The following is a 23166-nucleotide window of genomic DNA, read 5'->3' as shown; positions in this document are numbered from 1 at the left end:
AAGTTCTTTTTAAGCACTGTTTCTTTTATATAATTTCCATTTAGATGTTTTTGAGTTAATTTTTTAATGGATTGGATTAATTGTGCCTGTATAGAATATCTAATTTTAAAGAAAAATAATTTAACGTAAGAATTTTTACATAAAAAGTCAAGTTTGAAACTATGGTATTATCTACGAAACATGGTGTAATTTTAGAGAAAACCGAAAGGTCTTTTGAAGAATTAGGTGTTTTAAATCCAGCCATTTATCAGGACGGAAATACGGTTCACATGTTTTACAGAGCAGCAAAAAAAGGTAATTTTTCAACTATTGGATATTGCCGGCTGGAGGGACCAACAACAGTTGTTGAAAGAAATACGGGACCTATATTTTCGCCGGAATATATTTATGAAATTCATGGTGTTGAAGATCCCAGAATTTCAAAAATTGATGATCTCTTTTATCTTACTTATGTAACGTATGATGGAATAAATGCATGTGGAGCGCTTGCAGTTTCAAAAGACCTGAAAAAATTTAAAAAGAAAGGTATTATAACGCCCAGATTTATTTTGAACGAATTTACTAACCTTATTAGAAAGCACCTGCAAGATCCCTGTATTGCTAAAATTCTTGCTTTTAATGTGCACAGAAATTATCCTTTAACAGAAACTATCAAGGAAAATTTATATGTATGGGATAAAAATGTTGTCATGTTTCCAAAAAAAATCAATGGAAAATTTGTTGCCCTGCATCGATTATTTCCTTCCATACAAATTTTTAGTTTTGAGAAAAAGAAAGATTTGACAGAAGATTTCTGGAAAGATAATTTAAAAAACCTGCCTGATTATGTTGTTATGGAACCCAAATTTGATCATGAAACAAGTCATATCGGACCCGGAGCTCCTCCTATAGAAACTCTGGACGGATGGCTGCTGATTTATCACGCTGCTGAAAGAAGAGACAAAGGATTAGTATATCATGCATGTGCAGCATTACTGGATCTTAACAATCCTAAAATAGTTTTATCAAGGCTAAAAAAACCAATAATAACACCATCAGAATATTACGAAAAACACGGTTATGTAAATTATGTCGTTTTCCCGACCGGAACAGCCATTTTTGAAAGCCGGCTTTATATTTATTACGGTGCTGCAGATGATAAAATTGCAGTAGCCTCACTGAACCTTAATGATTTATTAAACGAACTAAAAAATAATCCCCATGAAAACGATACAAACAACTAAATCAAAAATAATTTTCCTTTCCACATTTCCTCCAACACAATGCGGAATAGCTACTTATACGCAGGATACCATTAAAGGAATTACCAGTGTTTTTGGAAAATCTATTAACTGTGAAATCTGTGAATTGGTAAATTTTCCAAAAAAACCAACCCAGGCTTTTACATTGAATACCGAAAACAGAGAAGAGTATGCAAAAGTTGCCAAAGAAATCAATAATGATGATTTGGTAAAACTTGTTCATATTCAACATGAATTTGGTTTATTTGGAGGCGAGTACGGAGATTATCTGTTAGAATTTTTAAATGCTATAAAAAAACCGGTAACCTTTACTTTTCATAGTGTTATTCAAAAACCAAATGACAAATTGAGAACTTTTGTAAGATTACTGCTTTCATACAGCAATTCGGTTTTTGTAATGACAAAACAATCTCAGGAAACCCTTATAAATGATTATGGTATCGAAAAAGAATATATCACTTGTGCTCCACACGGAACCCATGTTGTTATTTATGAAACACCTGCAGAGGCAAAAAAAAGATTCAATATTGAAGACAGAAAAGTACTTTCGACTTTCGGGCTTTTAGGAGAAGGAAAAAACATTGAAACGGGACTTAAAGCACTTCCGAAAATTATCAGAAATACACCTAATGTTCTTTATTTGATTATTGGAAAAACACATCCAAATTTAATTAAAAATGGTGTAGACGAATATCGAAACAAACTGGAGACTATGGTTGAAAATTTGAATTTAAAAGATCATGTACGTTTCATAAATGAGTATTTGGATACGGATGAACTTTTAAATTACCTAAAAGCGACTGATATTTACCTGTTTACCTCAAAGGATCCTAATCAGGCAGTAAGTGGTACTTTTTCCTATGCAATGAGTTGTGCCTGTCCGCTTGTAGCATCAAAAATTCCGCATACATTAGAAGTTTTAAGTTCAGATTGCGGGGTTTTAGTTGACATTGGAGACGCAGATCAATTTGCCAATGCTACAATAAAATTACTTTCTGATGATAATCTGAGAGAAGAAATGGGGAAAAATGCTTTTCGCAAAATGCGGGCATCATCTTGGGAAAACGTTGCCATCATTCATATGAATACATATACCAAATTAATGGAAAATCCATCTGCAATAGAATTTGATTATCCAGAAATTCAATTGATGCATGTCAAAAAAATGACAACCGATTTAGGAATTATCCAATTCTGCAATATTTCTATTCCGGACATTTCCTCCGGTTATACTTTAGATGATAATGCCAGAGCTTTGGTAGCACTTTGCATGCATTATAAATTAACCGGTGATAAAGATGATTTACCTTATATTCTGATTTATCTTGACTTTATTGACCGCTGTCAGAAAGAAACAGGTAATTTCATTAACTATGTTGATAAAGATAACAGAGAACACATAGAACAAAATGCAGAAGTAAATTTAGAAGATTCGAACGCACGGGCAATCTGGGCATTGGGAAGTTTAATCTCAATAAAAGATATCCTTCCGGAGAATATTGCAAACAAAGCCTCAGCCTGTTTTCAGAAAAGTTTAAAATGGGCAGAAACAATTCAGTCTCCACGTTCTATTGGCTTTGCAACCAAAGGATTGTATTTATATAATTGTGGGATACCTAATTTGTATGTATCAGCTATCATTAACAAACTGAATGCAAAATTGGTTTCGAATTATGAAATTCACAACACTGTAGATTGGAAATGGTTCGAGAATTATCTTACTTACGGGAATGGTATTCTTCCGGAATCTATGCTGTATGCTTATTTAACAACCAGCAAACCAATATATAAAAGAATAGCATTAGAATCGCTTGACTTTTTACTTTCAAAAATGTTTACCAGCAATGGCTTCAAAGTAATTTCGAATAATGGATGGTATCATAAAGGCAAAGAACCGGAACAATTTGGAGAACAGCCTATTGATGTTTCCTATATTATCCAAACTTTAAATGCGTTTTATAATGCGTTTAAAAATCCATTATACAAAGAGCATATGAAAACTGCTTTTAATTGGTTTTTAGGAAAAAATCATTTAAATCAAATCATGTACAATCCTATAAGCGGAGGTGGATATGATGGTCTTGAAAAAGAAAATATAAACCTTAACCAGGGAGCCGAATCTACAGTTTGCTATCTGACTGCCAGATTAATAATGGAAAATTTTAAAGACGCAGAATGTAAAGTAATTGATTTGGTAAAAACAAAAGCAGATTTGATTATAAATTCTTAAACAACTCCATACACTTTTAAAAATCCCTTTGATTAAAGGGATTTTTTTTGTTTAAATCTGCCATAACGTCAATCTGTTCTATTTATTGTGTTAATTCCAATGTAAATTATATAAACATACTTTAAAGTTATGTAATGAAATATTTTGATTACTAAGGTAATTTTAATAAGGGAAATAAGTGCCTTTTTCTCATTTTAAATACAGAATAAACAACTAAAAATCAGCTATTTTGATTATCACTATAAAAAATACATTCGAAGACGTAGGGAATGCAACTCGGTTTGCAACTCGGTTTTTTAAAGAGCTTTTTATACCTCCGTATGAAACTAAGCAATTCCTCAAACAAAGTTATGTTATAGGATATAAATCGTTGCCATTAGTTGCCATAACCGGTTTTATTATGGGTTTGGTGCTTACACTTCAGTCAAGACCAACTTTAGTGAAATTCGGAGCCGAATCATGGTTACCCGGAATGGTAGCACTTTCATTAATTCGTGAAATCGCTCCTGTTATTACTGCCTTAATCTGCGCCGGAAAAATATCTTCAGGAATTGGTGCCGAATTAGGTTCTATGAAAGTAACGGAACAAATTGATGCTATGGAAGTCTCCGCTATCAATCCTTATAATTATTTAGTGGTAACCCGAATTTTAGCAACCACATTAATGGTTCCTATTCTCGTAATTTTTGCTGATGCTATTGGAATTGTGGGTGGTTATGTGGGTATAAATATCCATGGAGATGTGAACTTTTACCGTTATATAACCAAAATTTTTCAATCCCTGGAATTTCTGGATGTGATTCCGGCTACTATAAAGACCTTTTTCTTTGGCTTTTTTATAGGAATGATTGGATGCTACAAAGGATTTAATGCTGCAAACGGGACCGAAAGTGTTGGTAAAGCTGCCAATTCTGCAGTAGTAACAGCATCCCTGACAATTTTTATTATTGATATGTTAGCTGTTCAGATAACCGATTTATTTTTTTAAGATGATTAAGGAAAAAGAAAATACTAAACCTGAAAACAAAGGCGAAAAAAAAACTGTGATAATAGAAATCAAGGAGTTATACAAAACTTTTGGTGCTAATAATCATGTTTTAAAAGGAGTAAATTTTACCGTAAACCAAGGAGAAGATTTAGTGATTTTGGGCCGTTCGGGATCCGGAAAATCGGTGTTGATAAAATGCATTGTGGGACTGGTTACTCCCGACAAAGGTGAAATAAATGTTTTTGATCAAAATGTATTAGAACTTAAAAAAAGGGAGCTGAATGAAATGAGGGTCCGAATTGGCTTTTTATTTCAAAGCGGTGCTTTGTATGATTCTATGACTGTGAGAGAAAACCTGTCCTTTACTTTAAAAAAGCACAAACGGGAGCTGAAGCGCGATGAAGTTGAAAAAGAGGTAATTGAAGCCCTTGAAAGTGTAGGTTTAGGTGATGCAATTGACAAAATGCCGTCAGAATTATCAGGAGGAATGCGTAAAAGAATTGGTCTTGCACGTACTTTAATTTTAAAGCCTGAAATTATTTTATATGATGAGCCAACAACCGGTTTAGATACAATAACCTCAAGAGAAATCAGTGAATTAATATTAGATATCAAACATAAACGCAAAACCACTTCAATCATTATTACACATGATATGGCTTGTGCAAAGCTTACTGCCGATCGTATTATTGTTTTGAAAGAAGGAAAAATACAAGCCGAAGGAACGTACGAAGAATTAGAAAAAAGTGAAGACGAATGGGTACGCTCATTCTTTGAATAAAAATAAAATCAAAAACAAAATCAAAAATCATGGATAAGCAATCTGGATATACCTGGAAATTAGGAATGTTTGTAACAATAGGATTACTGCTTTTTATAATGGCAATCTATTTTATTGGGAAACAAAAAAATCTTTTTGGATCTACATTCAGAATTACCTCAAGCTTTAAAACTGTAAGCGGTCTGGAGATTGGTAATAATGTCCGATTTTCCGGAATCAATATTGGTACGGTTGATGAAATTCAGCTCGTTAATGACTCTACGGTGGTAGTGGGAATGGTCATTAAGGATGATGTTCGTGAATTTATTAAAACTGATGCAACGGCCAGTATCGGCTCAGACGGATTAATGGGTGATAAAGTACTTACCATTACTCCGGGTGTAAAGTCGCAAAAAATAATTGAAAATAATGGCCAAATTGCCTCGGTCCATGGCATCGAAATGAACGACATTATGAAAAGTGTCAAAAAAAGTATGGATAATGTAAGTGTCATTTCAGAAGAGTTAGCAGTATTTAGCCGCAGCATGAACAATGGTAATGGAGCTTTGGCAAAACTAATTCGTGATCCGGGCATGGCCAACGCTATGGATAAAACACTTAGCAACCTGGAAAAAGGTACCAAAGGTTTCAGCGAAAATATGGAAGCCGCAAAAAGCAACTTTTTATTAAGAGGATATTTCAAGAAAAAAGAAAAAGAAAAAGAAGCCAAAAAAGAAGAGCTGAAAGAACAAAAGGAAAAAGAGGAGAAAGAAAAAGAAGAGAAAGAAAAAGAGGAAAAGAAAAAAGCTGAAGAAGAAGCTAAAAAAGCGGAGGACACTCAAAAAAAGAAATAAAATATATAAATTTAGTGAAATGACTAAATATTCTGAAAATCATTCTCATCCTAAGCCTTTCGACAAAAGCTCAGGATGACATCTTTTTAATTTTTACCTGTGGTAATAAAACTGACCGTCTATGAGTTCTAATTTCAAACATATTGCCTTAAAAACAGCAAAAATTTTAGCAATAGTAATCACTTCTGTTTTATTATTGCTTTTTTTGATTCCGTTGCTTTTTCCCGGAAAAATAGCTTCCGAAGTAAAAAAAGTTGCAAATGAACGTTTGGATACGAAAATGGATTTTTCGAAATCCAAACTTTCCTTTTTTACCCATTTTCCGTCCTTAACAGTTTCCTTAGAAGATTTATCGCTTACAGGCTCTGCTCCTTTCCATAAGGATACATTGCTGCAGGCTGAACAGGTGGCTTTTGGAATAAATTTAAAAAGATTAATTTTCGACAATGAAGTAAAAATCAATAAACTCTATGTTTCCAAAGCTTTAATAAATATAATGGTCAACCAGAAAGGGCAAGCCAACTACAACATTTATATTGCTCCTGATGACAAAAAAGAAAATACTCCTGAAGAGGGAACTTCACTTAGACTGGAACGAATTGATTTTGAAGACTGTCACGTAAAATATTATGATCGTTCAGCGAAAATTTTGATTGATGCGAAAGGGTTTAATTATGTTGGAAAAGGAAATCTGAGTGAAGATATTTTCGATTTAAATACTAATGCACAAATTGATAATGTCGATTTTTATTATAAAAAAACCGCTTACCTTAGAAAAAAAGAAGTACATGCCAATTTAATTACCCGAATCAATACACATGCGCTTTCTTTTATCCTTCAGAAAAATGAATTACAGATCAATAAATTGCCTTTAAAATTTACCGGACTGTTAACCATTTTAAGAGACGGATATAAAATCAATATTAAAGCTGCATCCAAAAATACAACCGTGAAAGATTTGTTCTCGGTTATGCCACCGGAATATCTGACCTGGATGGATGAAACCGAAATCTCCGGAAAAAGTGATTTGCTTTTTACTTTTAAAGGTGATTACAATGTTTCAAAAAAACAAAAACCGGATTTGGCTTTTAATTTAAAAATTAATGAGGGAGCCATAGATTATCAAAATGCTCCTGCTCCACTAACGGGATTTCAAATGGATCTTAATGCAATTATGCCTTCGCTTGACATCCAAAAGCTGTTGATTAATTTAAAAACACTGAAATTTAAAGTTGGTGAGAAAGATTATTTTACTGCTTATTTACGCAGTAAAGGTTTTAAAGAAATGACGGTAGATGCCAGCGTCAAAGGTGCTTTGGATCTTGCGACTCTTGATGCCGCAATAGGCTTAAGCACAATTGAATTAAAAGGAATTTTAAAAACCAATATTCAGGCAAAAGGAATATTCAGCGATTCTAAAAAATTATTCCCTAAAACAATAGGTGGAATTTCGCTGCGAAATGGCTGGCTAAAAACGGACTCTTATCCTAACCCTATTACCGATATTACTTTTGTGGCCAATGTGCTCAATAAAGCCGGGACTTATAAAGATTTAATTGTGGCTGTTGCTCCTGCCTCTTTTGTGTTTGAAAAAAATCCGGTATATGTAAATGCCACACTTTCAGATTTTGGTGATTTGGCATACAATGCCAAAGTAAAAGGAGAATTGAATGTGGGAAACATCTATAAAGTATTTTCTCAAAAAGGAATGGATATTACCGGTTATGCCAAAGCAGATTTTTCGCTCAAAGGAAAACAAAGTTATGCGACAACTGGTCAATATGATAAGTTAGATAACAGAGGCACCATTATCCTGAAAAATATTAAAGCAACATCAGAACTTTTTCCGAAAGCCTTTTTCATCAAACAGGGGAATTTTCGTTTTCAGAATGAAAAAATGTGGTTCGAAAGATTTAATGCATCTTATGGGAAATCAGATTTTGCCATTAACGGATATCTTCTCAATACCATCAATTATTTTTTAGAATCACATGGCACTTTAAACGGCAATTTCAATATGAAATCAAAACTGGTTAATATCGATGAATTTATGGCTTTGAAAAAAGGTGAAAATAAAAATCGAAATATTGAAGTTGAATATGCTAAAGAAGACCATCCAAAAATGAGCGGTGTCGTAATTATCCCGAAAAATCTAAATGTAGGACTCACAACAACTGTTGACAAAGTAGAATATAAAGGATTAATTCTCCATAAACTTTCCGGAAAAACAAGTATTGCAAAAGGAAATTTTTATTTGGAAAACACCACTTTTAATATCATCGACTGCATTTTAGGAATCGATGCTTCATACAAAGATGAGTCTCCGACTTCGGCACATTTTGATGCTCATTTCAATGCCAAAGATTTTAGTGTGCAAAGAGCTTATAAAGAGATTCCGATGTTCCGCGAAATGGTTACAGCTGCCGAAAAAGCACAGGGAATTATTAGTGTTGATTATAAAATAAAAGGTGACTTGAACGGAAATATGAGTCCTATTTACGAATCACTTGAAGGTGAAGGAACTCTGAATTTGCATGATGTACAGATAAAAGGTTTGAAATTATTTGACGGAATCAGCTCGAAAACCGGTCAAAAAGATTTGGATAATCCGGATATGGAAGGTATCGAGATAAAATCGAGGATTAATAATAATTTAATCCATATTGATCCTTTTACTTTTAGTGTGGCCACTTTCAGACCTACGATAAAAGGCACCACGAGTTTTGATGGATTACTGGATTTAAGAATGCGATTGGGGCTTCCTCCATTTGGTATTGTTGGATTTCCAATTGTAATTACAGGAACCCATCAGGATCCCAAAATTAAAATTTTCAGCAAAACAGGTGAAGAAATAGATGATGCTGTTTATGATGAAAAAAACAATAGAGTCATCCGTAAAGAACAAGTCAGTAAGCAAAAAGTTAAATAACATGAAAAATAAAAAACAAAATCACAGTAGGGCATTCGAAAAATTTGCAACACATGTCTCAAAAGCGGCAGGGAGCACGACAGCTTTCTTAACTGCTTTTTTAATTGTTGTGGTCTGGGCAATTTCAGGACCTTTTTTCGATTATTCTGAAACCTGGCAACTGGTTATCAATACAGGAACAACTATTATTACCTTTTTGATGGTTTTTTTAATTCAGAAGGCACAAAACAAAGACTCGCTTGCTATTCAGTTGAAATTAAATGAATTGGTAGCTTCAAGCGAATATTGCAGCAACAGTCTGGTTGATATTGAGAGCATGACGGAAGAAGAAATGATTATTGTACAGAAATATTATCACAGACTTAGTGAACTTGCTAAAAAAGACGAAAGTGTCAGAACATCACATTCGATTGCAGAAGCGCATGAACAACACCAGCGAAAAGATCAAAGCAGAACAAAAATGCGTACTAAAAAAAGTACCAAATGAAACTGCGCTCAACAGAAAGTTTCTGGCCGCTAAAACATGCGATGAACACAAGCTATCCATCAATAGAATCAGATATAAATACAGAGATTTTAATTATTGGCGGAGGAATTACAGGAGCACTAATTGCCTATAAACTAATCAATGAAGGAAAAAAAATAGTCTTGGTTGACCGTCGTGACATTTGCAACGGAAGTACGGCTGCCAGTACGGCTTTGCTTCAATATGAAATTGACGTAGCATTACATAAATTAATAAAAATAAGAGGTCCCCAATGTGCTGTTGACAGTTATAAAAGTGGAAAAAAAGCCATTTTTGATTTACAAAAAATTGTTAATGATATAAAAAGTGACTGTCAGTTTGAGTTAAAAAAGAGTATTTATTTCTGTTCTCTAAAAAAGGATATTCCATTTTTGAGAAATGAGTTTATAACCCGAAAAGAACATGGATTTGATGTAAATTGGTTAGAAAAACCCGATTTGGAAAAATTTGGATTAAATGCTATCGCAGCGATAGAGTCTAAAACAGCAGCCGTTATGGACCCGTTTAGACTGGCTCAGGATTTAATGCTCTATTGTAAAAAAAAGGGAATGCAGATTTTTGACCGCACGAATATTATTTCCATCCGAAATCAGAAAGGAAAACTGACAGCAAACACTGAAAATAAATACAATATAACTGCAGATCACATTATACACTGCAGCGGTTATGAAAGTACAGAAACGCTTGCAGCAAAAGTAGTTGATCTTAAAAGTACTTATGTTATTACATCTGAAAGTATTCCCGACTTACCCAATATTTTTAAAAAGACAATTTTCTGGGATACTTCCTCGCCTTACTTGTATTTCAGGGCCACATCAGATAACCGGGTCATTATGGGTGGTGGTGACGAAGACTTTAAAGACGCCGAAAAAAGGGATAAACTATTACCTGAAAAAGAAGGATTTCTTTTAAAAAAATTTCAAAAAAAATTCCCGGAAATTAATTTTAAAATTGATTATTCCTGGGCCGGAACTTTTGGGGAAACAAAAGACGGATTACCTTACTTCGGAAAAACAAATCCTGATAATAACGAACATTATGTTTTGGGATTTGGCGGAAACGGAATCACTTTTAGCGTTATAGGCATGAACTCTATTTTGGCTTCTATCAACAATAAAAAACACATGGATTTAGAGTATTATAAATTTGGAAGATAATTTTTTAGTAAAAATTTCTATTCGATTTTTTGAATAAGTGCAAAACAAAAAATGCCGTATTTAGCGGCATTTTTATTATAGATAAATTCTTCGGAATTCAAACTTTCGATTAAGCCTAAGCTGTAATAGCCAATGGACTTTGATTAAATTTATATTCTTTAGGACTGCAATTGAATTTTTGTTTGAATATTTTAGAAAAATAACTTCTGCTGGTAAAACCAATACAATATACTATTTCAGAGATATTCAGATCAGAATTTCTAATCAGAAGCTCTGCTTTTAAAATTCTCATGTGTGTAATAAAATCGTTTACCGTTCTGTCATGTATCATTTTAAAACCTTCCTGTAATTTGTTGGGAGACAAACCGGATCTCTTACTCAATGATTTTATTGTAAACTGTTCTTCCGGATTCGCTTTTATAAAATCTGAAAGTTGTTTTATTTCTTCCATTTCTCTAATGGTAAGACAATTTGTTTCTTTTGAAGAATTATTCATATCATCAGAATGCTGCTGGATTTCCATTGCCAGAATAATTTTCAAAATGCCTTCTTTTAATAAATTTCGAACAATTCCGGTTTGGGTAATGCCATTCAATTGCTCAATTTTCTCAGCTATTTTCAAATTATAGGAGCCAACATAGAAGAAATTATTGATACTGCTTTTTTCAAAAAATGTTTTTTTAACTTTATAATTTAACGAATCTTTTTGGATACTTTCTGCATTTTGAGTACCAACAACAATTAATGTGAGCTTAGTGTTAACGTTTTTTTCAAAAAATAAAATATTACTTTCATTCTGCTTAGAAGAAACAATGGCTGTTTGAAACTTTTTTAATTTTCTTTCTACATCTGAATTTCCAAAGCTATGTGATATATTTCCTTTAGAACAATAGGCAAAATAAACAGGTGAAATATCCGGATTTGTAATATTTATTCTCACATCCTCAGAAAATACCATATCAAACTGCAAACAGGAAATAGCATCAATAAAAGAAGAACCAACAATAGTACCTCTGGCAAAATTATTGTTTACTTCCAGTGCATATTCATCTGAATCAAAAGTTATTTTTCCTCCTAAACTCAATGTTAATTCTTCAAATATATTTTTAATTTTATCGGTATGTATAGTAACTATTTTCATTTTGCTGGGATTTAAAATTCTATAATTATCTTTGTAGAGTTAATGGAACACAGATTGATACCACGTAAAACAACTCTAAAATCTACGTTTCAAAATTCGTTTAAAACACCATCGAATGTGTTATATAATTTCTGTAATTTGTTTTATAATTATCTCTAAATACTTGTTTTAATCAAAATAATATGAAAAGCTTTTCTTTTGCACCAATTTCAAAACCTGATGCCGTAATTCTGATTTTAGGTACTATGCCGGGTACTAAATCACTTGAAATTCGGCAGTATTATGGTCATGCAAGAAATAATTTCTGGCGTTTTATGTTTGAAATTTTTAATGAAGATTTCTCAGATAATTATGAAATCAGAAAAAATCTTTTATTAAAAAATAAAGTTGCTCTTTGGGATGTTTTGCAGTTTTGTGAAAGGATTGGAAGTCTGGACAGTGCCATAAAAAATGAAATAACCAATGATTTCGAATTATTTTTAAAACAACATCCAAATATTAAAACTATTATTTTTAACGGTCAGAAAGCCGCAGCATTTTTTAAAAAACATGTACCGATAGAAGATGATTCTTATCGACTCTTCACCTTACCGTCTACCAGTCCTGCCAATGCGGGTAAATCTTTTGAATCTAAATTGAGTGAATGGAAGCAAATAATCCTTCAGTCAAAATAAAATTATCTTCAGGTCTGAATGATATAACATTATTGCTATAAAGTATAAAATTCTGTAAGTATGTTTAAATAATTTTATATTCATTAATAATTTTAAAACGTAAAATCATGAAAAAGATACTTTTGATAAGTAAACTAGTTTTAGGTACAGGGATAATTTTATTGAGCCTGAATTCCTGCAAAAAAGAAATAAAACAAGAAGACCCAAAAGAAGTAGCAGAAGATCAGAATGAAGCTAAATTTGATTCAAATTCTAAAGAAAATGATTCTGAATTTTTAGTTGATGCAACCGAAATCAATTTGGAAGAAATTTCAATTGGTCAATTGGCCCAACAAAAAAGTACCAATCCTGAAATCAAAAAATTTGGAAAAATGCTTGTTGATGATCATACAAAATTATCAGGAGAGGTTAAAACTGTTGCTGAAAGCAGAAATATTTCGTTACCAACTTCAATTACTGAAGACGGACAAGAACAATACAACAAACTAAATGAAAAATCCGGTCTGGATTTTGACAAAAAATTCGTTGATATGATGATTGATGGCCACGAAAAAGCAATTGATAAATTTACTAAAGCATCAAAAAATTCAAATGATGAAGAAATTAAAACCTGGGCATCAAACAATATTGCTTCTCTGACAGCACACCTTCAACATGCAAAAATGCTTAAACAGGATTTAGACAAAAAATAATATAAACATATTAAGTTATTGGTTACTAATTATTTACAAAAAAGCTATTCTTATTAACAGATAGCTTTTTTTTATATTTCTATTCAACAAAATATTATGAAACCACAATCTTACATAAATCATATTCGATTTTATTCACCTCACCATTTTGTATATTATCCTGTTTTGATACTGTTTTTAGTCATTAGCATTTATTTTGCAATTACTTCTGCCGATCATTTTTTATGGGCTTTTATAGCGGTTATTTTCATTTTTTTGTTTTGTCTTGCTTATATGCTCCGTCAGCATTATGCCCTTATTTTACAAAACAGAATTGTTAAATTGGAACTCAGGTACCGTTATTTTGTGCTCACGGGAAACAGACTGGAAACTATTGAATATAAGCTTACTAACGATCAATTATATGCTTTACGATTTGCACCGGATGCCGAGTTTTTACCCCTTTTGGAACGCTCACTTAAGGAAAATCTTTCCGCTGATGACATAAAAAAAGCAATCGTAAACTGGAAAGGCGATTATTGCAGGGTGTGAAAAAATGGCAATAGCAAATTTCAATAGCAATAGCAAATTCAAATCATCAAATAGAATTTAATGTTAGCTTTAAACATTAACATGAAGCGGCTTATGCCGCTTTTTTTATTTGTTTATTCTGAAGTTTCTAACTGAAGTACGACCTCCTGATAACGTTTTCCGAGTGAAAATAATTGTTCTGCAAAAATCATGGCCGCCAACGGAAAAAAGAAAAAGGAAATTAGATTCTCTTCATATAAAAAATAGATTGTTATTATATAAATCCGTGTATATTCCAAATAGTAAATCCATTTTCGCTGTTCTAATAAAGCACCGCAATTAACTAGCGTAATAAGGATAATTGATAATGCAAAAATTTTATCAAAAACATTTAAAAACTCAAAATAATAGGTAAAAACGGTTAAAAAGAAAGTACAGCCCCCTAATTGGATATAAAGGTAATTCCTGAATCGAAGTCTTTGATTTGGATTAGCTTTATCCTGAAGAAAACGCTTTTCTAATATGGGCCGGATATCCTGATCCATATTTGCGGGGCTTCCAAAAACGGCTTTCCATTTTTCTTTGAATCCTTTTGAGCGTTTCCATAATTCATAAATCTCAAAATAATAATGAAAATGCTGCCACAGGAAACTATAGCTTTTCAGCGGATGTGTTAATCCATATTTTGGTTTTTCTTCTTCTTCCTTGAAAGTTCCAAAAATACGGTCCCAAAATGTAAACATATCTCCATAATTTTTGTCTAAATATTTTTCGTCAGAAGCATGATGGATTCCATGAATCGATGGCGTTACAAAAACATATTCAAGCCATTTTATTTTTCCGATAAGCTGAGTGTGCGTAAAAAAAGAATAAGCTCCATGAACAATCAACATAGTAATTACCATTGCCGGATGAAATCCAACAAACGGAAGTACACACCAAAATCCCGTTCTGACAATGGCTTGTAAAGTCGTAATCCTGGCTGCAGCCGTAAAATTAAATTCCTCGCTATGATGATGAACGATATGTGCCGCCCAGAAAAAGTTGACTTCATGTCCTAATCGGTGATACCAATACCAGACAAAATCTGTTGCAAGAATTAAAGCAAACCAGACAAAAACATTTCCGGGAATATCAAAAATTCGATAATTATCATAAATTACATAATACAGCTGGTAGAAACTTGCCGCGATAAACAAATTAATCAACCGCTCAGCAATACCAATACTTATATTAGATACGGAGCTTTCATAATTAAAAATTTCCGGTCTTTTTTTTCGCTGCGCTATCTTATATTCAATAAATAAAAAGAGGAAAAAAGCCGGCATTGCGAAGGCAAGAAAGTTTATATTCTTCATCTTTAAAAATTATTTTTTTATGCTTAAAAATTAAATTCCATTCATTCACTTTAGACGAAAAAGACATTTCCATCAATCATTACCATTTATCTTCAAAACGATAACAATCAATGAAAATCATCTTAATCGTCATTAGAGCCAATTTCTAATTCTGTTTAAATTTTGGAGCATTCAGTGCTACTTCTTTTACTGCCTGTGTATCAGCAACTTTCTGTAAAGCAATGATATAAGCTGCAATACGTGGTGTAACATTATACTTTGAAGCAATCCTGAAAACGGTTTCAAAACCTTTTTCTAAAATATCTTCCAGTCGCCTGTTAATCTGGTGAATTCTCCAGGACTCTAAAAGTGAATTCTGAAGCCACTCAAAATAAGAAACCGTTACACCTCCGGCATTTGCTAAAATATCAGGAACTACCAAAACATTATTATCATGCAATATTTTATCAGCATCAGAAGAAACTGGCCCGTTTGCTCCTTCGACAATGATTTTAGCCCTAATATCACTGGCATTTTTTTGGGTGATGACATCTTCTTTTGCCGCCGGAATAAGGACATCAACTTCCAGAAGCAATAATTCTTCATGCTTGATCGCAATAGAATTAGGATAACCTTTGATGCTTTTATTGTTTAAATTATAATATAAAATCAGTTCAGGAACATTGATACCATCGGGATTATAAAATGCTTCTGAAACATCACTAACAGCTACAACTTTCAAACCTTTTTCAAATAAAAACAAAGCAGAATGCAGTCCGACATTCCCAAAACCCTGAATGGCAACAGTAGATCTTGCAGGTCTTAGCTTTAATTTTTGAAGTGCCAGAAGCGTAATGATGCTTACACCTCTTCCTGTCGCTTCTACTCTTCCTAAAGATCCTCCTGAATGTAAATGTTTCCCGGTCACAACTGCATGGATAGTCTTACCATGAACTAACGAAAATTCATCCATCAGCCATCCCATTTCGTCAGGACCCGTGCCCATGTCCGGAGCCGGAACATCTTTATCAGGTCCAAAAATATCTGATAAAGATTTAGTATATGCTCTTGTAATTTTCTCCAGTTCTGTTTTTGAAAGAGTTCTCGGATCACAAATAATTCCGCCTTTTGCACCTCCAAACGGAATTCCGGTCACCGCAGATTTCCAGGTCATCCAGGCAGCCAAAGCTTTTACCTCATCCAGATTCACCGCAGTATCATAACGAATTCCGCCTTTTGATGGTCCTAATGCTGTATTGTGAATTACCCGATAGCCTTCAAAATTTTGAATATTGCCGTTGTCAAGCTGTATCGAGAAATTGACTACGATTTGTTTTTCAGGTTTTTGTAATTTTTGTCTGATTGATTCATCTAATTTCAGAATATCAGCAGCTATATTAAAACGGTCAATCATTGATTGAAAGGGATTCTGCTTTATTATTTCTATACTCATAATTTTATTTTTTAAGATTTTTTTATTCGGTTGATTTAAAAAATTTAATGCTTTAAGTCTTTTGCAAGACACATAACAAATGCTTATTGTTTATAAATAGCTGCAACAACATGGTATTTTCATAAGCAGGCCCTGCATCAGCGTATTGGTATTTCTATTTGACCTCATTTTTTGATTTTTACTATTTCTAAAAAAAGCCTTTCATGTTTTATGAAAGGCTAAAAAAAAAAATAACTAACAAGTATTTCTCTATTAACGCCATTTCATTACATAGTCCATTACGCAACATATCGCGAAGCTGCACATGATCTGAATAATATTTTGACTATAGTTTCTCATTGTTATTGCAAATCTATAAATAAATTTTTATAAACTCTATAGAATTAGTAGAATTTATTTAAAAGAATTAAAATTACTTTTAAAAAGGCCTGAAAATTAAATATTTAAAGAATAAAAAAATTATTTGAATTGTGACAAAATAATAAAAATAATGGCAGATAAGGCAAAAAAGATTCCTATGAAATTAATTTTGGATAGTTTTTCTTTAAAAAAAAACAACCCAACAAGACTTCCCAAAATAATAACACCCAAATTCATTCCGGCAAAAACTGTCGATGGATTTTCTGAAAAAGCTTTGTGAGCTTTAAGATAAAATAAAATATTTCCGAAATTACAAAGCCCGACCAAAGCGCCAAAAAGGAAATTTCTAAAATTTAATTTTGCTTTTTTTATTATACTTTCATAAACGACAACAAGCAAAGAAACTGCCAAAGCAATGTCAAAAACTATAAATAAGGAAGTTGTATAAGGCAAAGCCGTATAAAGCGCAATCTGTTTAAAAAGTATATCAATAACTCCAAAACCAATCAAAACAGCTGCGGGATAAATCCATCTATTCTCATGATTATTCGAAGGTTTTTTTAAAATGAATAAAAATGCTAAAAAACCAATTGACAGGCCAATAATCTTGTACCAATTAAACTCTTCTTTAAAAATAAACCAGGCTGCCAATATCGGAATAAATAGTGAGAGCCTTTGGGCCGCATCGGTTTTTACAATTCCCATATGTTTAATGGAAGCCACTAAAAACAGAAAAATAACAGGCAACAAAACACCGGCAAGCAAATAAATATTCCACGGAGCGTTTGAATCGATTTCTATAAGATCCGGTTTGAAAATAAAATAGCAAAGCGTAAGAGCAAACATATAATTTGCAGCAACAATTTGAGTCGGGTTACAATTATAGTGACGGGTTATTTTAAAAATCACTCCCACAGTTACGCTACAAATAATACTTAGAATCAGAAACAGCATAAAATAATATCTTTTAAATGTAAAAATAAGATTTAAAAATCATTCAAAAAAAGCCCGGGCAGATTAAGGAAACCTTCCGGGCAATTTTTATAATTTGAGTTGTGTTTAGCAAATACTTCTTTTTTGTTTCATCCCAAAAAGATGGTGTGTATTAAAAACCAGTACAGCAATAAAAATAATACTATAGGCTAAAATTTGTAATGGTGTTATTTTTTCTTTATACACAACATTAGCCAGCACAAAAGCAATCATCGGATTAATATTCAATAACATCCCAACAGTAGAAGAATTGATTCCGGAAAGTGCATATAAATTTAAAAATAACGGAATAATAGTAAAGAATACAGCTATGGTTTCTATGCAAAAATAAAATTTAAAATCGGTCGGAACCGGTCCGCTGTAAGCGGAATAAAAAGGCAATAAAAACAAGGCTGACAAGGTGATATGAAAGGTAAGGACAATAAATTTATCAAATCCTTTATTGACACGCTGACTTACCAAATAACAGGCGTAGGTAAATCCTATAATTATACTAAAAAACATATCCATAATATCCGCATATGATAACAATAAGCAGCCTGAAATACTCATCCCGACAGACAGCCATTGTGTTTTTGTCAATTTTTCTTTTAAAATAAAATACGCTAATAAAGTGGTCAATATCGGACAAACCAAATAGGCCAATGAGGTTGCTTTTACGCTCACATGATTCATTACGTAAATAAATGTAAACCAGTTTGCCATCAAAAAGAAGCTGCCGCCAATATTCAACAAAATAGTTTTCTTTTTTTCCGAGCCGGCTAACGATCTGAAAATTTCAATTGTTTCTTTTACACTTTTTCGTTTAAAAGCAAAAACAATAAGCAACATTAAAAAACTACAGCTAAAAACACGATAAAATAAAATATCCAAAGAAGGATACTCATGAATTGGTTTTAGCACAAGGCTAAAAAATCCCCAAATAACGTATGCAGTAATAGCGGCTATATAATATTTTGTAGTTTTCACAGGCTTCTTTTTTTTATTTATTTCTGATGAAGCAAATTTCTTAAAAATAAAACAGCAATACAGATACAGTTTTTGTAAATTGCACCATAACAGTTTTTTTTTATGAAATTGCCATAATTTCAAATCACAAACTAAGATGAAGAATGACGATACCATGTTCCATCAAAAAGCAAATATTATCTTCACATGAAAAATTCAAATTACTTATACCTGCAATTTGCCGACAGAATTGAAAAGCAGATAAAATCCGGCATTCTGAGCGTTGGAGATAAGTTACCATCTATTCGTGAAGTTTGTGCTGAAACGGGTTACAGCATGAGTACGGTAAGTAAGGCATATTACGAAATTGAAAGCCGTTCTTTGATCGAATCAAGGCCTCAATCCGGTTATTATGTGAGTAATATTTCATCAAGACCTCTTGCACAATGCTCATCGAGCAGTCCGGTTTTAAGCGTTGACAATATAGAGCGCGAAGATTTAATCGATCTGGTTTATGGTGATATGAGAGCGAAAGATGTTACAATGCTTTCACTGGGTTTTCCATCAAACGAACTTTTGCCTATCGCAAAACTGAATAAAGGAATGATTCAGGCAATGCGATCGTTACCCAATAGCGGAACGAGTTATGAAGACATTCAGGGAAATCTTAATTTACGAAAAGAAATTGCACGTTGGTCATTTACCTGGGGAGGTTCTCCAACAGAAGAAGATATTATAACAACTCCCGGTTGTGTGAGCGCCATATCACACTGCCTGATGACTCTGACCAAACCCGGAGATACTATAATTACAGAAAGCCCTGTTTATTTCGGTGTTTTACAATTGGCCAAATCTTTAGGTTTATATGTTATGGAATTACCAACAAATATGACGACCGGAATAGAATTGGACGCCGTAAAAAAAGCGATTTCGACCAGAAAAATAAAAGCCTGTGTATTAATGAGCAATTTCAGTAATCCCTCGGGAAGTATGATGCCAAACGAACATAAAAAAGAAATAGTCCAATTAATGGAATTTCATAATATTCCACTTATTGAAGATGATATTCACGGTGATTTGTATTTTGGCTCCAGCCGTCCGACAAACTGCAAAACATATGATGAAAGCGGAATTGTACTTTGCTGCAGTTCGGTTTCTAAAACTTTGGCTCCCGGATATCGTGTAGGCTGGGTTTTACCGGGAAAATTTAAAAAAGAAATCCTGCGAACCAAATTATACCATACCATCTCCTCTCCTACTATTACACATGAAGTTGTGGGTGATTTTCTTAAAAATGGCCGATATGAAAATCATCTCCGTAAAATTCGCCAGATACTGAATCATAATTGCAATAATTACATCAATACTATTTTAGAATCTTTTCCGACAGGAACGAAAGTGAGTCAGCCACAAGGCGGTTTTTTTCTTTGGGTTGAACTTGATAAAAAAATTGATACAGCCGATTTTTATCATTTGGCTATGAAACATCATATAAGTATTGCTCCCGGAAGGATTTTCTCTTTTCAAAATCAGTTTTCAAATTGTATGCGATTAAGTTTTGGCCTGCCCTGGACAAATGAATTAAGACAATCGATACAAACTTTAGGAAAATTAATTCATAAATAAATCGTGAATTGCTTATAAGTTTTATTGAGTTATGAGAAACAAATAGAGTTAATTAACCATTTCAAAAAACTTATTCGCTCTTCAGCCAGCCGGTAATACTCATTCTGGTATTTTGAGTTACTAAAACTTCATGAACCAGTTCATTGCTTTTAAAGAAAACTGTTTTGCCCTGAGTAGGCGAAATTTTTTGATTATTATCCGGTTGATGAATGAGTAATTCGCCACCGTCTGTATCCTGCCAATTACTGTTGAGATAACTAATCATCGAATATTTCCGGCTTGGATTATTTTTGAACTGGTCTAAATGTTTCAGATAAAAATCGCCTTTTTCGTATAGCGCATAATGAAATTCGTAGCCTGTAATTCCGGTGTAACAGCTTTCATTTAAATAAAGTATAAAAGCATCTATTTTGGCAAAAAACTCATTTTCGAAGACATTATTGTGTTTTTTATCTAACCAGTAAATAGAATCACTCCTGATAGCACCATCGTAAGAAAGCTTCTCCTGATTACCTATTCCAGCTTCTTTCAGTAATTTGTTTTGATTTAAATCAAGGAGATTTTGTTTTAAATGGTTTGCCAGTTCAGAGCTTAAAAAATGCTCAGAAATCCCAACTTTATTTTCGATATAACTCGCAATCAAAACTTCAAAACTATCTTCCATTTTTGTTTTAGGAAAACTGCAAATACAGCCAACGGAGCAAGGTACACGAAATAAAACCGGTAATGCTGTTTTTTACAAATAATAAACCCGACAGATTATTAAAACCTGTCGGGTCCGTTTCTTAAATTATTACAATAATAATTTAAACTGCTTATTTTATAGCTCCAGCTCCTGCAACTGCTACTGTATGATCATTTTCTACACTGCTCCCACTAACTCCAATTGCACCGATAATATTCCCGATATTATTTTTTATAACTACTCCACCCGGAAAAGTTATCAATCCGCCATTTGAATGTTCAATATTATAAAGTGGTGCTCCTGGCTGAACAGCATCTACCAAAGAAGCCGTATCCATTGTGAACCATGCTGCAGTTCTTGCTTTTTTATGAGAAATATCAATCGATCCTATCCAGGCTCCATCCATACGGGCAAAAGCAACCAGATTTGCTCCGGCGTCAACTACGCAAATATCCATTTTTGTATTAATTTCTGTTGCTTTATTTTTTGCCGCAGCAATTGCTTTTTCAGCTTGTTCTAAGGTAATATTCATTTTTATGATTTTTAATTATTGATGAAGTTAGTCTTTATTTTTTTTACAGTTTACTAATATAACTTCCATACATATCTTTAAATTGATGCCCTTGTGCAAAACGATCTTTGCTTAATTTTTTATATTCAACCAAAGCCCATAAAATAAATTCCTTCATGAAATATTGATCATTTTTATCCAGCTGAGGCTGATATTTTTTTATCAGTATATACAACGGAGTTACTTCATCCAAAATATTTTTATATTCTGTATCTGAAGCTTCATCTAACAATTCGAAACCACTTTCAACAAAGAACCAATCAATCAGATCAGAATAAGGTGTTTTTTCGCCTGGCTTTTCAAGCTTTTCTATCTTAGGAAAGTGATCTGAAAATAAAGTTCTGATTGCTGACCCAATTAAATTCTGTGCAACGACAGCAGCTCCTTCCTGTTCTCCTTCATAAACCAATTCGACTTTTCCGGTAATCGCAGGAATAATTCCAATAAAATCAGACAAACGCAAAACAGTCTGATCAACTCCGGCTTTTAAAGCACGACGCTCGGCAGTACTAATTAAATTTTCGAAAGCCGTAATACTCATTCTGGCACTTACGCCGCTTTTATTGTCTATGTATTCACTGTCACGTGCTTCAAAACTTATTTGCTCCAGAATATCTTTGGCTAAGCCCGGAACGTATACAATTTCACTTTGAGTCTTGTCTAACTTAGCTTCCTGCTCAGTTATTGTTCTTGCAATGGCAATACTTTCAGGATAATGGGTCAAAATTTGTGAACCAATCCTATCTTTCAAAGGTGTTACAATACTTCCTCTATTGGTATAATCTTCCGGATTGGCAGTAAAAATAAACTGCATATCCAGTGGCATCCTTAACTTAAATCCTCTGATCTGAATATCACCTTCCTGCAAAATATTGAATAAGGCTACCTGAATCCTGGCCTGCAAATCAGGTAATTCATTAATTACAAAAATACAGCGATTCGCTCTCGGAATCATCCCAAAATGAATCACGCGATCATCGGCATATGATAATTTCAAATTTGCTGCTTTTATTGGATCAACATCACCAATTAAATCGGCTACCGTAACATCCGGAGTTGCTAATTTTTCAAAGAAACGCTCACTTCTGTGCAACCATGAAATGGGTGTTTCCTCCCCTCTTTCGGCAATTAAATCTTTTGCAAAACGTGAAATTGGATTTAACGGGTCATCATTAATTTCAGAACCTGTCACAAACGGAATATATTCATCCAGCAATTCGATCATTTTACGCGCCAAACGAGTTTTAGCCTGACCGCGAAGCCCTAGTAAATTGATATTATGGCGGGATAAAATAGCTCTCTCCAATTCGGGAATTACTGTATTTTCAAAACCATGAACGCCTTCAAAAACGGGCTGTCCTGATTTTATTTTCTCACGGAGATTATTTCGCAATTCATCCTTGATACTTATGCTTTTATATCCAGCGGCTTTTAATTGGCCTAATGTATTTATATTTTCTATTTTCATTATGAAATATCTATTTTATTATT

The 23166-nt window shown here is 33.1% G+C and carries 20 protein-coding genes; 12 read left to right on the top strand and 8 right to left on the bottom strand.

Annotated elements, in window-relative coordinates:
• Window positions 1-161 precede the first annotated feature (161 nt).
• The 8 genes from ACEN92_RS01230 (at window position 162) to ACEN92_RS01195 (ending at window position 10685) form a co-directional block, all read left to right on the top strand.
• A complete protein-coding gene (locus ACEN92_RS01230) occupies window positions 162-1223 on the top strand; it encodes a glycoside hydrolase family 130 protein (RefSeq protein ID WP_495640552.1) in 1062 nt (353 codons plus the stop codon).
• Complete coding sequence (locus ACEN92_RS01225) at window positions 1201-3471, top strand: glycosyltransferase (RefSeq protein WP_495640551.1); 2271 nt, start codon at window positions 1201-1203, stop codon at window positions 3469-3471. The genes ACEN92_RS01230 and ACEN92_RS01225 overlap by 23 nt, the downstream gene beginning before the upstream one ends.
• A 229-nt stretch (window positions 3472-3700) precedes the next feature.
• Window positions 3701-4459 (top strand): MlaE family ABC transporter permease, encoded by a 759-nt coding sequence (locus ACEN92_RS01220; protein WP_495640550.1) that lies wholly within the window; start codon window positions 3701-3703, stop codon window positions 4457-4459.
• 1 nt (window position 4460) lies between these two features.
• The gene (locus tag ACEN92_RS01215; RefSeq protein WP_495640549.1) at window positions 4461-5240 is read left to right on the top strand and encodes an ABC transporter ATP-binding protein; all 780 of its coding nucleotides are present in this window, start codon (window positions 4461-4463) and stop codon (window positions 5238-5240) included.
• Window positions 5241-5269: 29 nt separating this feature from the next.
• On the top strand, window positions 5270-6073 hold the full coding sequence (locus tag ACEN92_RS01210; protein ID WP_495640548.1) for an MlaD family protein: 804 nt from the start codon (window positions 5270-5272) through the stop codon (window positions 6071-6073).
• Between the two features lie 121 nt (window positions 6074-6194).
• Window positions 6195-9002, top strand: a complete 2808-nt coding sequence (locus ACEN92_RS01205; protein ID WP_495640547.1) for an AsmA family protein — start codon at window positions 6195-6197, stop codon at window positions 9000-9002.
• 1 nt (window position 9003) lies between these two features.
• The gene (locus tag ACEN92_RS01200; protein WP_495640546.1) at window positions 9004-9489 is read left to right on the top strand and encodes a low affinity iron permease family protein; all 486 of its coding nucleotides are present in this window, start codon (window positions 9004-9006) and stop codon (window positions 9487-9489) included.
• Window positions 9486-10685, top strand: a complete 1200-nt coding sequence (locus ACEN92_RS01195) for an NAD(P)/FAD-dependent oxidoreductase (RefSeq protein WP_495640545.1) — start codon at window positions 9486-9488, stop codon at window positions 10683-10685. Before ACEN92_RS01200 ends, ACEN92_RS01195 begins: the two co-directional genes overlap by 4 nt.
• Before the next feature lie 115 nt (window positions 10686-10800).
• Here the strand turns inward: ACEN92_RS01195 and ACEN92_RS01190 are convergent, their stop codons facing one another.
• Window positions 10801-11826: a helix-turn-helix domain-containing protein gene (locus ACEN92_RS01190; RefSeq protein ID WP_495640544.1), complete on the bottom strand. Its 1026-nt coding sequence runs from the start codon at window positions 11824-11826 to the stop codon at window positions 10801-10803.
• Window positions 11827-12008: 182 nt separating this feature from the next.
• Between ACEN92_RS01190 and ACEN92_RS01185 the strand changes: the two genes are divergently transcribed.
• The 3 genes from ACEN92_RS01185 (at window position 12009) to ACEN92_RS01175 (ending at window position 13723) form a co-directional block, all read left to right on the top strand.
• Window positions 12009-12500, top strand: coding sequence for a DNA-deoxyinosine glycosylase (locus ACEN92_RS01185; protein ID WP_495640543.1), 492 nt, complete (start codon window positions 12009-12011; stop codon window positions 12498-12500).
• Between the two features lie 107 nt (window positions 12501-12607).
• Window positions 12608-13192, top strand: a complete 585-nt coding sequence (locus ACEN92_RS01180; protein ID WP_495640542.1) for a DUF4142 domain-containing protein — start codon at window positions 12608-12610, stop codon at window positions 13190-13192.
• A 96-nt stretch (window positions 13193-13288) separates the two neighbouring features.
• On the top strand, window positions 13289-13723 hold the full coding sequence (locus ACEN92_RS01175; protein ID WP_495640541.1) for a DUF6526 family protein: 435 nt from the start codon (window positions 13289-13291) through the stop codon (window positions 13721-13723).
• Between the two features lie 113 nt (window positions 13724-13836).
• Here the strand turns inward: ACEN92_RS01175 and ACEN92_RS01170 are convergent, their stop codons facing one another.
• From ACEN92_RS01170 to ACEN92_RS01155, 4 genes are all read right to left on the bottom strand, one after another.
• Window positions 13837-15060 carry a sterol desaturase family protein gene (locus tag ACEN92_RS01170; protein WP_495640540.1) on the bottom strand — a complete coding sequence of 408 codons (1224 nt, stop codon included), beginning with the start codon at window positions 15058-15060 and terminating at the stop codon, window positions 13837-13839.
• Window positions 15061-15205: 145 nt separating this feature from the next.
• Complete coding sequence (locus tag ACEN92_RS01165; RefSeq protein WP_495640539.1) at window positions 15206-16492, bottom strand: Glu/Leu/Phe/Val family dehydrogenase; 1287 nt, start codon at window positions 16490-16492, stop codon at window positions 15206-15208.
• 459 nt (window positions 16493-16951) lie between these two features.
• Window positions 16952-17806, bottom strand: a complete 855-nt coding sequence (locus tag ACEN92_RS01160; protein ID WP_495640538.1) for an EamA family transporter — start codon at window positions 17804-17806, stop codon at window positions 16952-16954.
• A gap of 105 nt (window positions 17807-17911) precedes the next feature.
• Complete coding sequence (locus tag ACEN92_RS01155) at window positions 17912-18814, bottom strand: EamA family transporter (RefSeq protein ID WP_495640537.1); 903 nt, start codon at window positions 18812-18814, stop codon at window positions 17912-17914.
• 186 nt (window positions 18815-19000) lie between these two features.
• On the opposite strand from ACEN92_RS01155, the gene ACEN92_RS01150 reads away from it, so the two are divergent.
• Window positions 19001-20419: an aminotransferase-like domain-containing protein gene (locus tag ACEN92_RS01150; protein ID WP_495640536.1), complete on the top strand. Its 1419-nt coding sequence runs from the start codon at window positions 19001-19003 to the stop codon at window positions 20417-20419.
• Between the two features lie 70 nt (window positions 20420-20489).
• On the opposite strand, the gene ACEN92_RS01145 is transcribed toward ACEN92_RS01150, so the two are convergent.
• The 3 genes from ACEN92_RS01145 to ACEN92_RS01135 all read right to left on the bottom strand — a co-directional run bounded on the left by ACEN92_RS01145 (window position 20490) and on the right by ACEN92_RS01135 (window position 23143).
• Complete coding sequence (locus ACEN92_RS01145; protein ID WP_495640535.1) at window positions 20490-21083, bottom strand: 2OG-Fe(II) oxygenase; 594 nt, start codon at window positions 21081-21083, stop codon at window positions 20490-20492.
• 151 nt (window positions 21084-21234) lie between these two features.
• Window positions 21235-21636, bottom strand: coding sequence for a GlcG/HbpS family heme-binding protein (locus ACEN92_RS01140; protein ID WP_495640534.1), 402 nt, complete (start codon window positions 21634-21636; stop codon window positions 21235-21237).
• 43 nt (window positions 21637-21679) lie between these two features.
• On the bottom strand, window positions 21680-23143 hold the full coding sequence (locus ACEN92_RS01135) for an AAA family ATPase (protein ID WP_495640533.1): 1464 nt from the start codon (window positions 23141-23143) through the stop codon (window positions 21680-21682).
• Between the last annotated feature and the right edge of the window lie 23 nt (window positions 23144-23166).

This window comes from Flavobacterium sp. Flavsp81, assembly GCF_059491325.1.
This window is presented reverse-complemented; position numbering and strand designations above follow the sequence as displayed.

Coding starts and splice junctions, on each gene's coding strand:
- ACEN92_RS01180 (WP_495640542.1), top strand. CDS start 12,608: ATGAAAAAGATACTTTTGATAAGTAAACTAGTTTTAGGTACAGGGATA.
- ACEN92_RS01160 (WP_495640538.1), bottom strand. CDS start 17,806: ATGCTGTTTCTGATTCTAAGTATTATTTGTAGCGTAACTGTGGGAGTG.
- ACEN92_RS01230 (WP_495640552.1), top strand. CDS start 162: ATGGTATTATCTACGAAACATGGTGTAATTTTAGAGAAAACCGAAAGG.
- ACEN92_RS01175 (WP_495640541.1), top strand. CDS start 13,289: ATGAAACCACAATCTTACATAAATCATATTCGATTTTATTCACCTCAC.
- ACEN92_RS01225 (WP_495640551.1), top strand. CDS start 1,201: ATGAAAACGATACAAACAACTAAATCAAAAATAATTTTCCTTTCCACA.
- ACEN92_RS01135 (WP_495640533.1), bottom strand. CDS start 23,143: ATGAAAATAGAAAATATAAATACATTAGGCCAATTAAAAGCCGCTGGA.
- ACEN92_RS01210 (WP_495640548.1), top strand. CDS start 5,270: ATGGATAAGCAATCTGGATATACCTGGAAATTAGGAATGTTTGTAACA.
- ACEN92_RS01195 (WP_495640545.1), top strand. CDS start 9,486: ATGAAACTGCGCTCAACAGAAAGTTTCTGGCCGCTAAAACATGCGATG.
- ACEN92_RS01190 (WP_495640544.1), bottom strand. CDS start 11,826: ATGAAAATAGTTACTATACATACCGATAAAATTAAAAATATATTTGAA.
- ACEN92_RS01165 (WP_495640539.1), bottom strand. CDS start 16,492: ATGAGTATAGAAATAATAAAGCAGAATCCCTTTCAATCAATGATTGAC.
- ACEN92_RS01150 (WP_495640536.1), top strand. CDS start 19,001: ATGAAAAATTCAAATTACTTATACCTGCAATTTGCCGACAGAATTGAA.
- ACEN92_RS01185 (WP_495640543.1), top strand. CDS start 12,009: ATGAAAAGCTTTTCTTTTGCACCAATTTCAAAACCTGATGCCGTAATT.
- ACEN92_RS01140 (WP_495640534.1), bottom strand. CDS start 21,636: ATGAATATTACCTTAGAACAAGCTGAAAAAGCAATTGCTGCGGCAAAA.
- ACEN92_RS01170 (WP_495640540.1), bottom strand. CDS start 15,060: ATGAAGAATATAAACTTTCTTGCCTTCGCAATGCCGGCTTTTTTCCTC.
- ACEN92_RS01205 (WP_495640547.1), top strand. CDS start 6,195: ATGAGTTCTAATTTCAAACATATTGCCTTAAAAACAGCAAAAATTTTA.
- ACEN92_RS01145 (WP_495640535.1), bottom strand. CDS start 21,083: ATGGAAGATAGTTTTGAAGTTTTGATTGCGAGTTATATCGAAAATAAA.
- ACEN92_RS01215 (WP_495640549.1), top strand. CDS start 4,461: ATGATTAAGGAAAAAGAAAATACTAAACCTGAAAACAAAGGCGAAAAA.
- ACEN92_RS01200 (WP_495640546.1), top strand. CDS start 9,004: ATGAAAAATAAAAAACAAAATCACAGTAGGGCATTCGAAAAATTTGCA.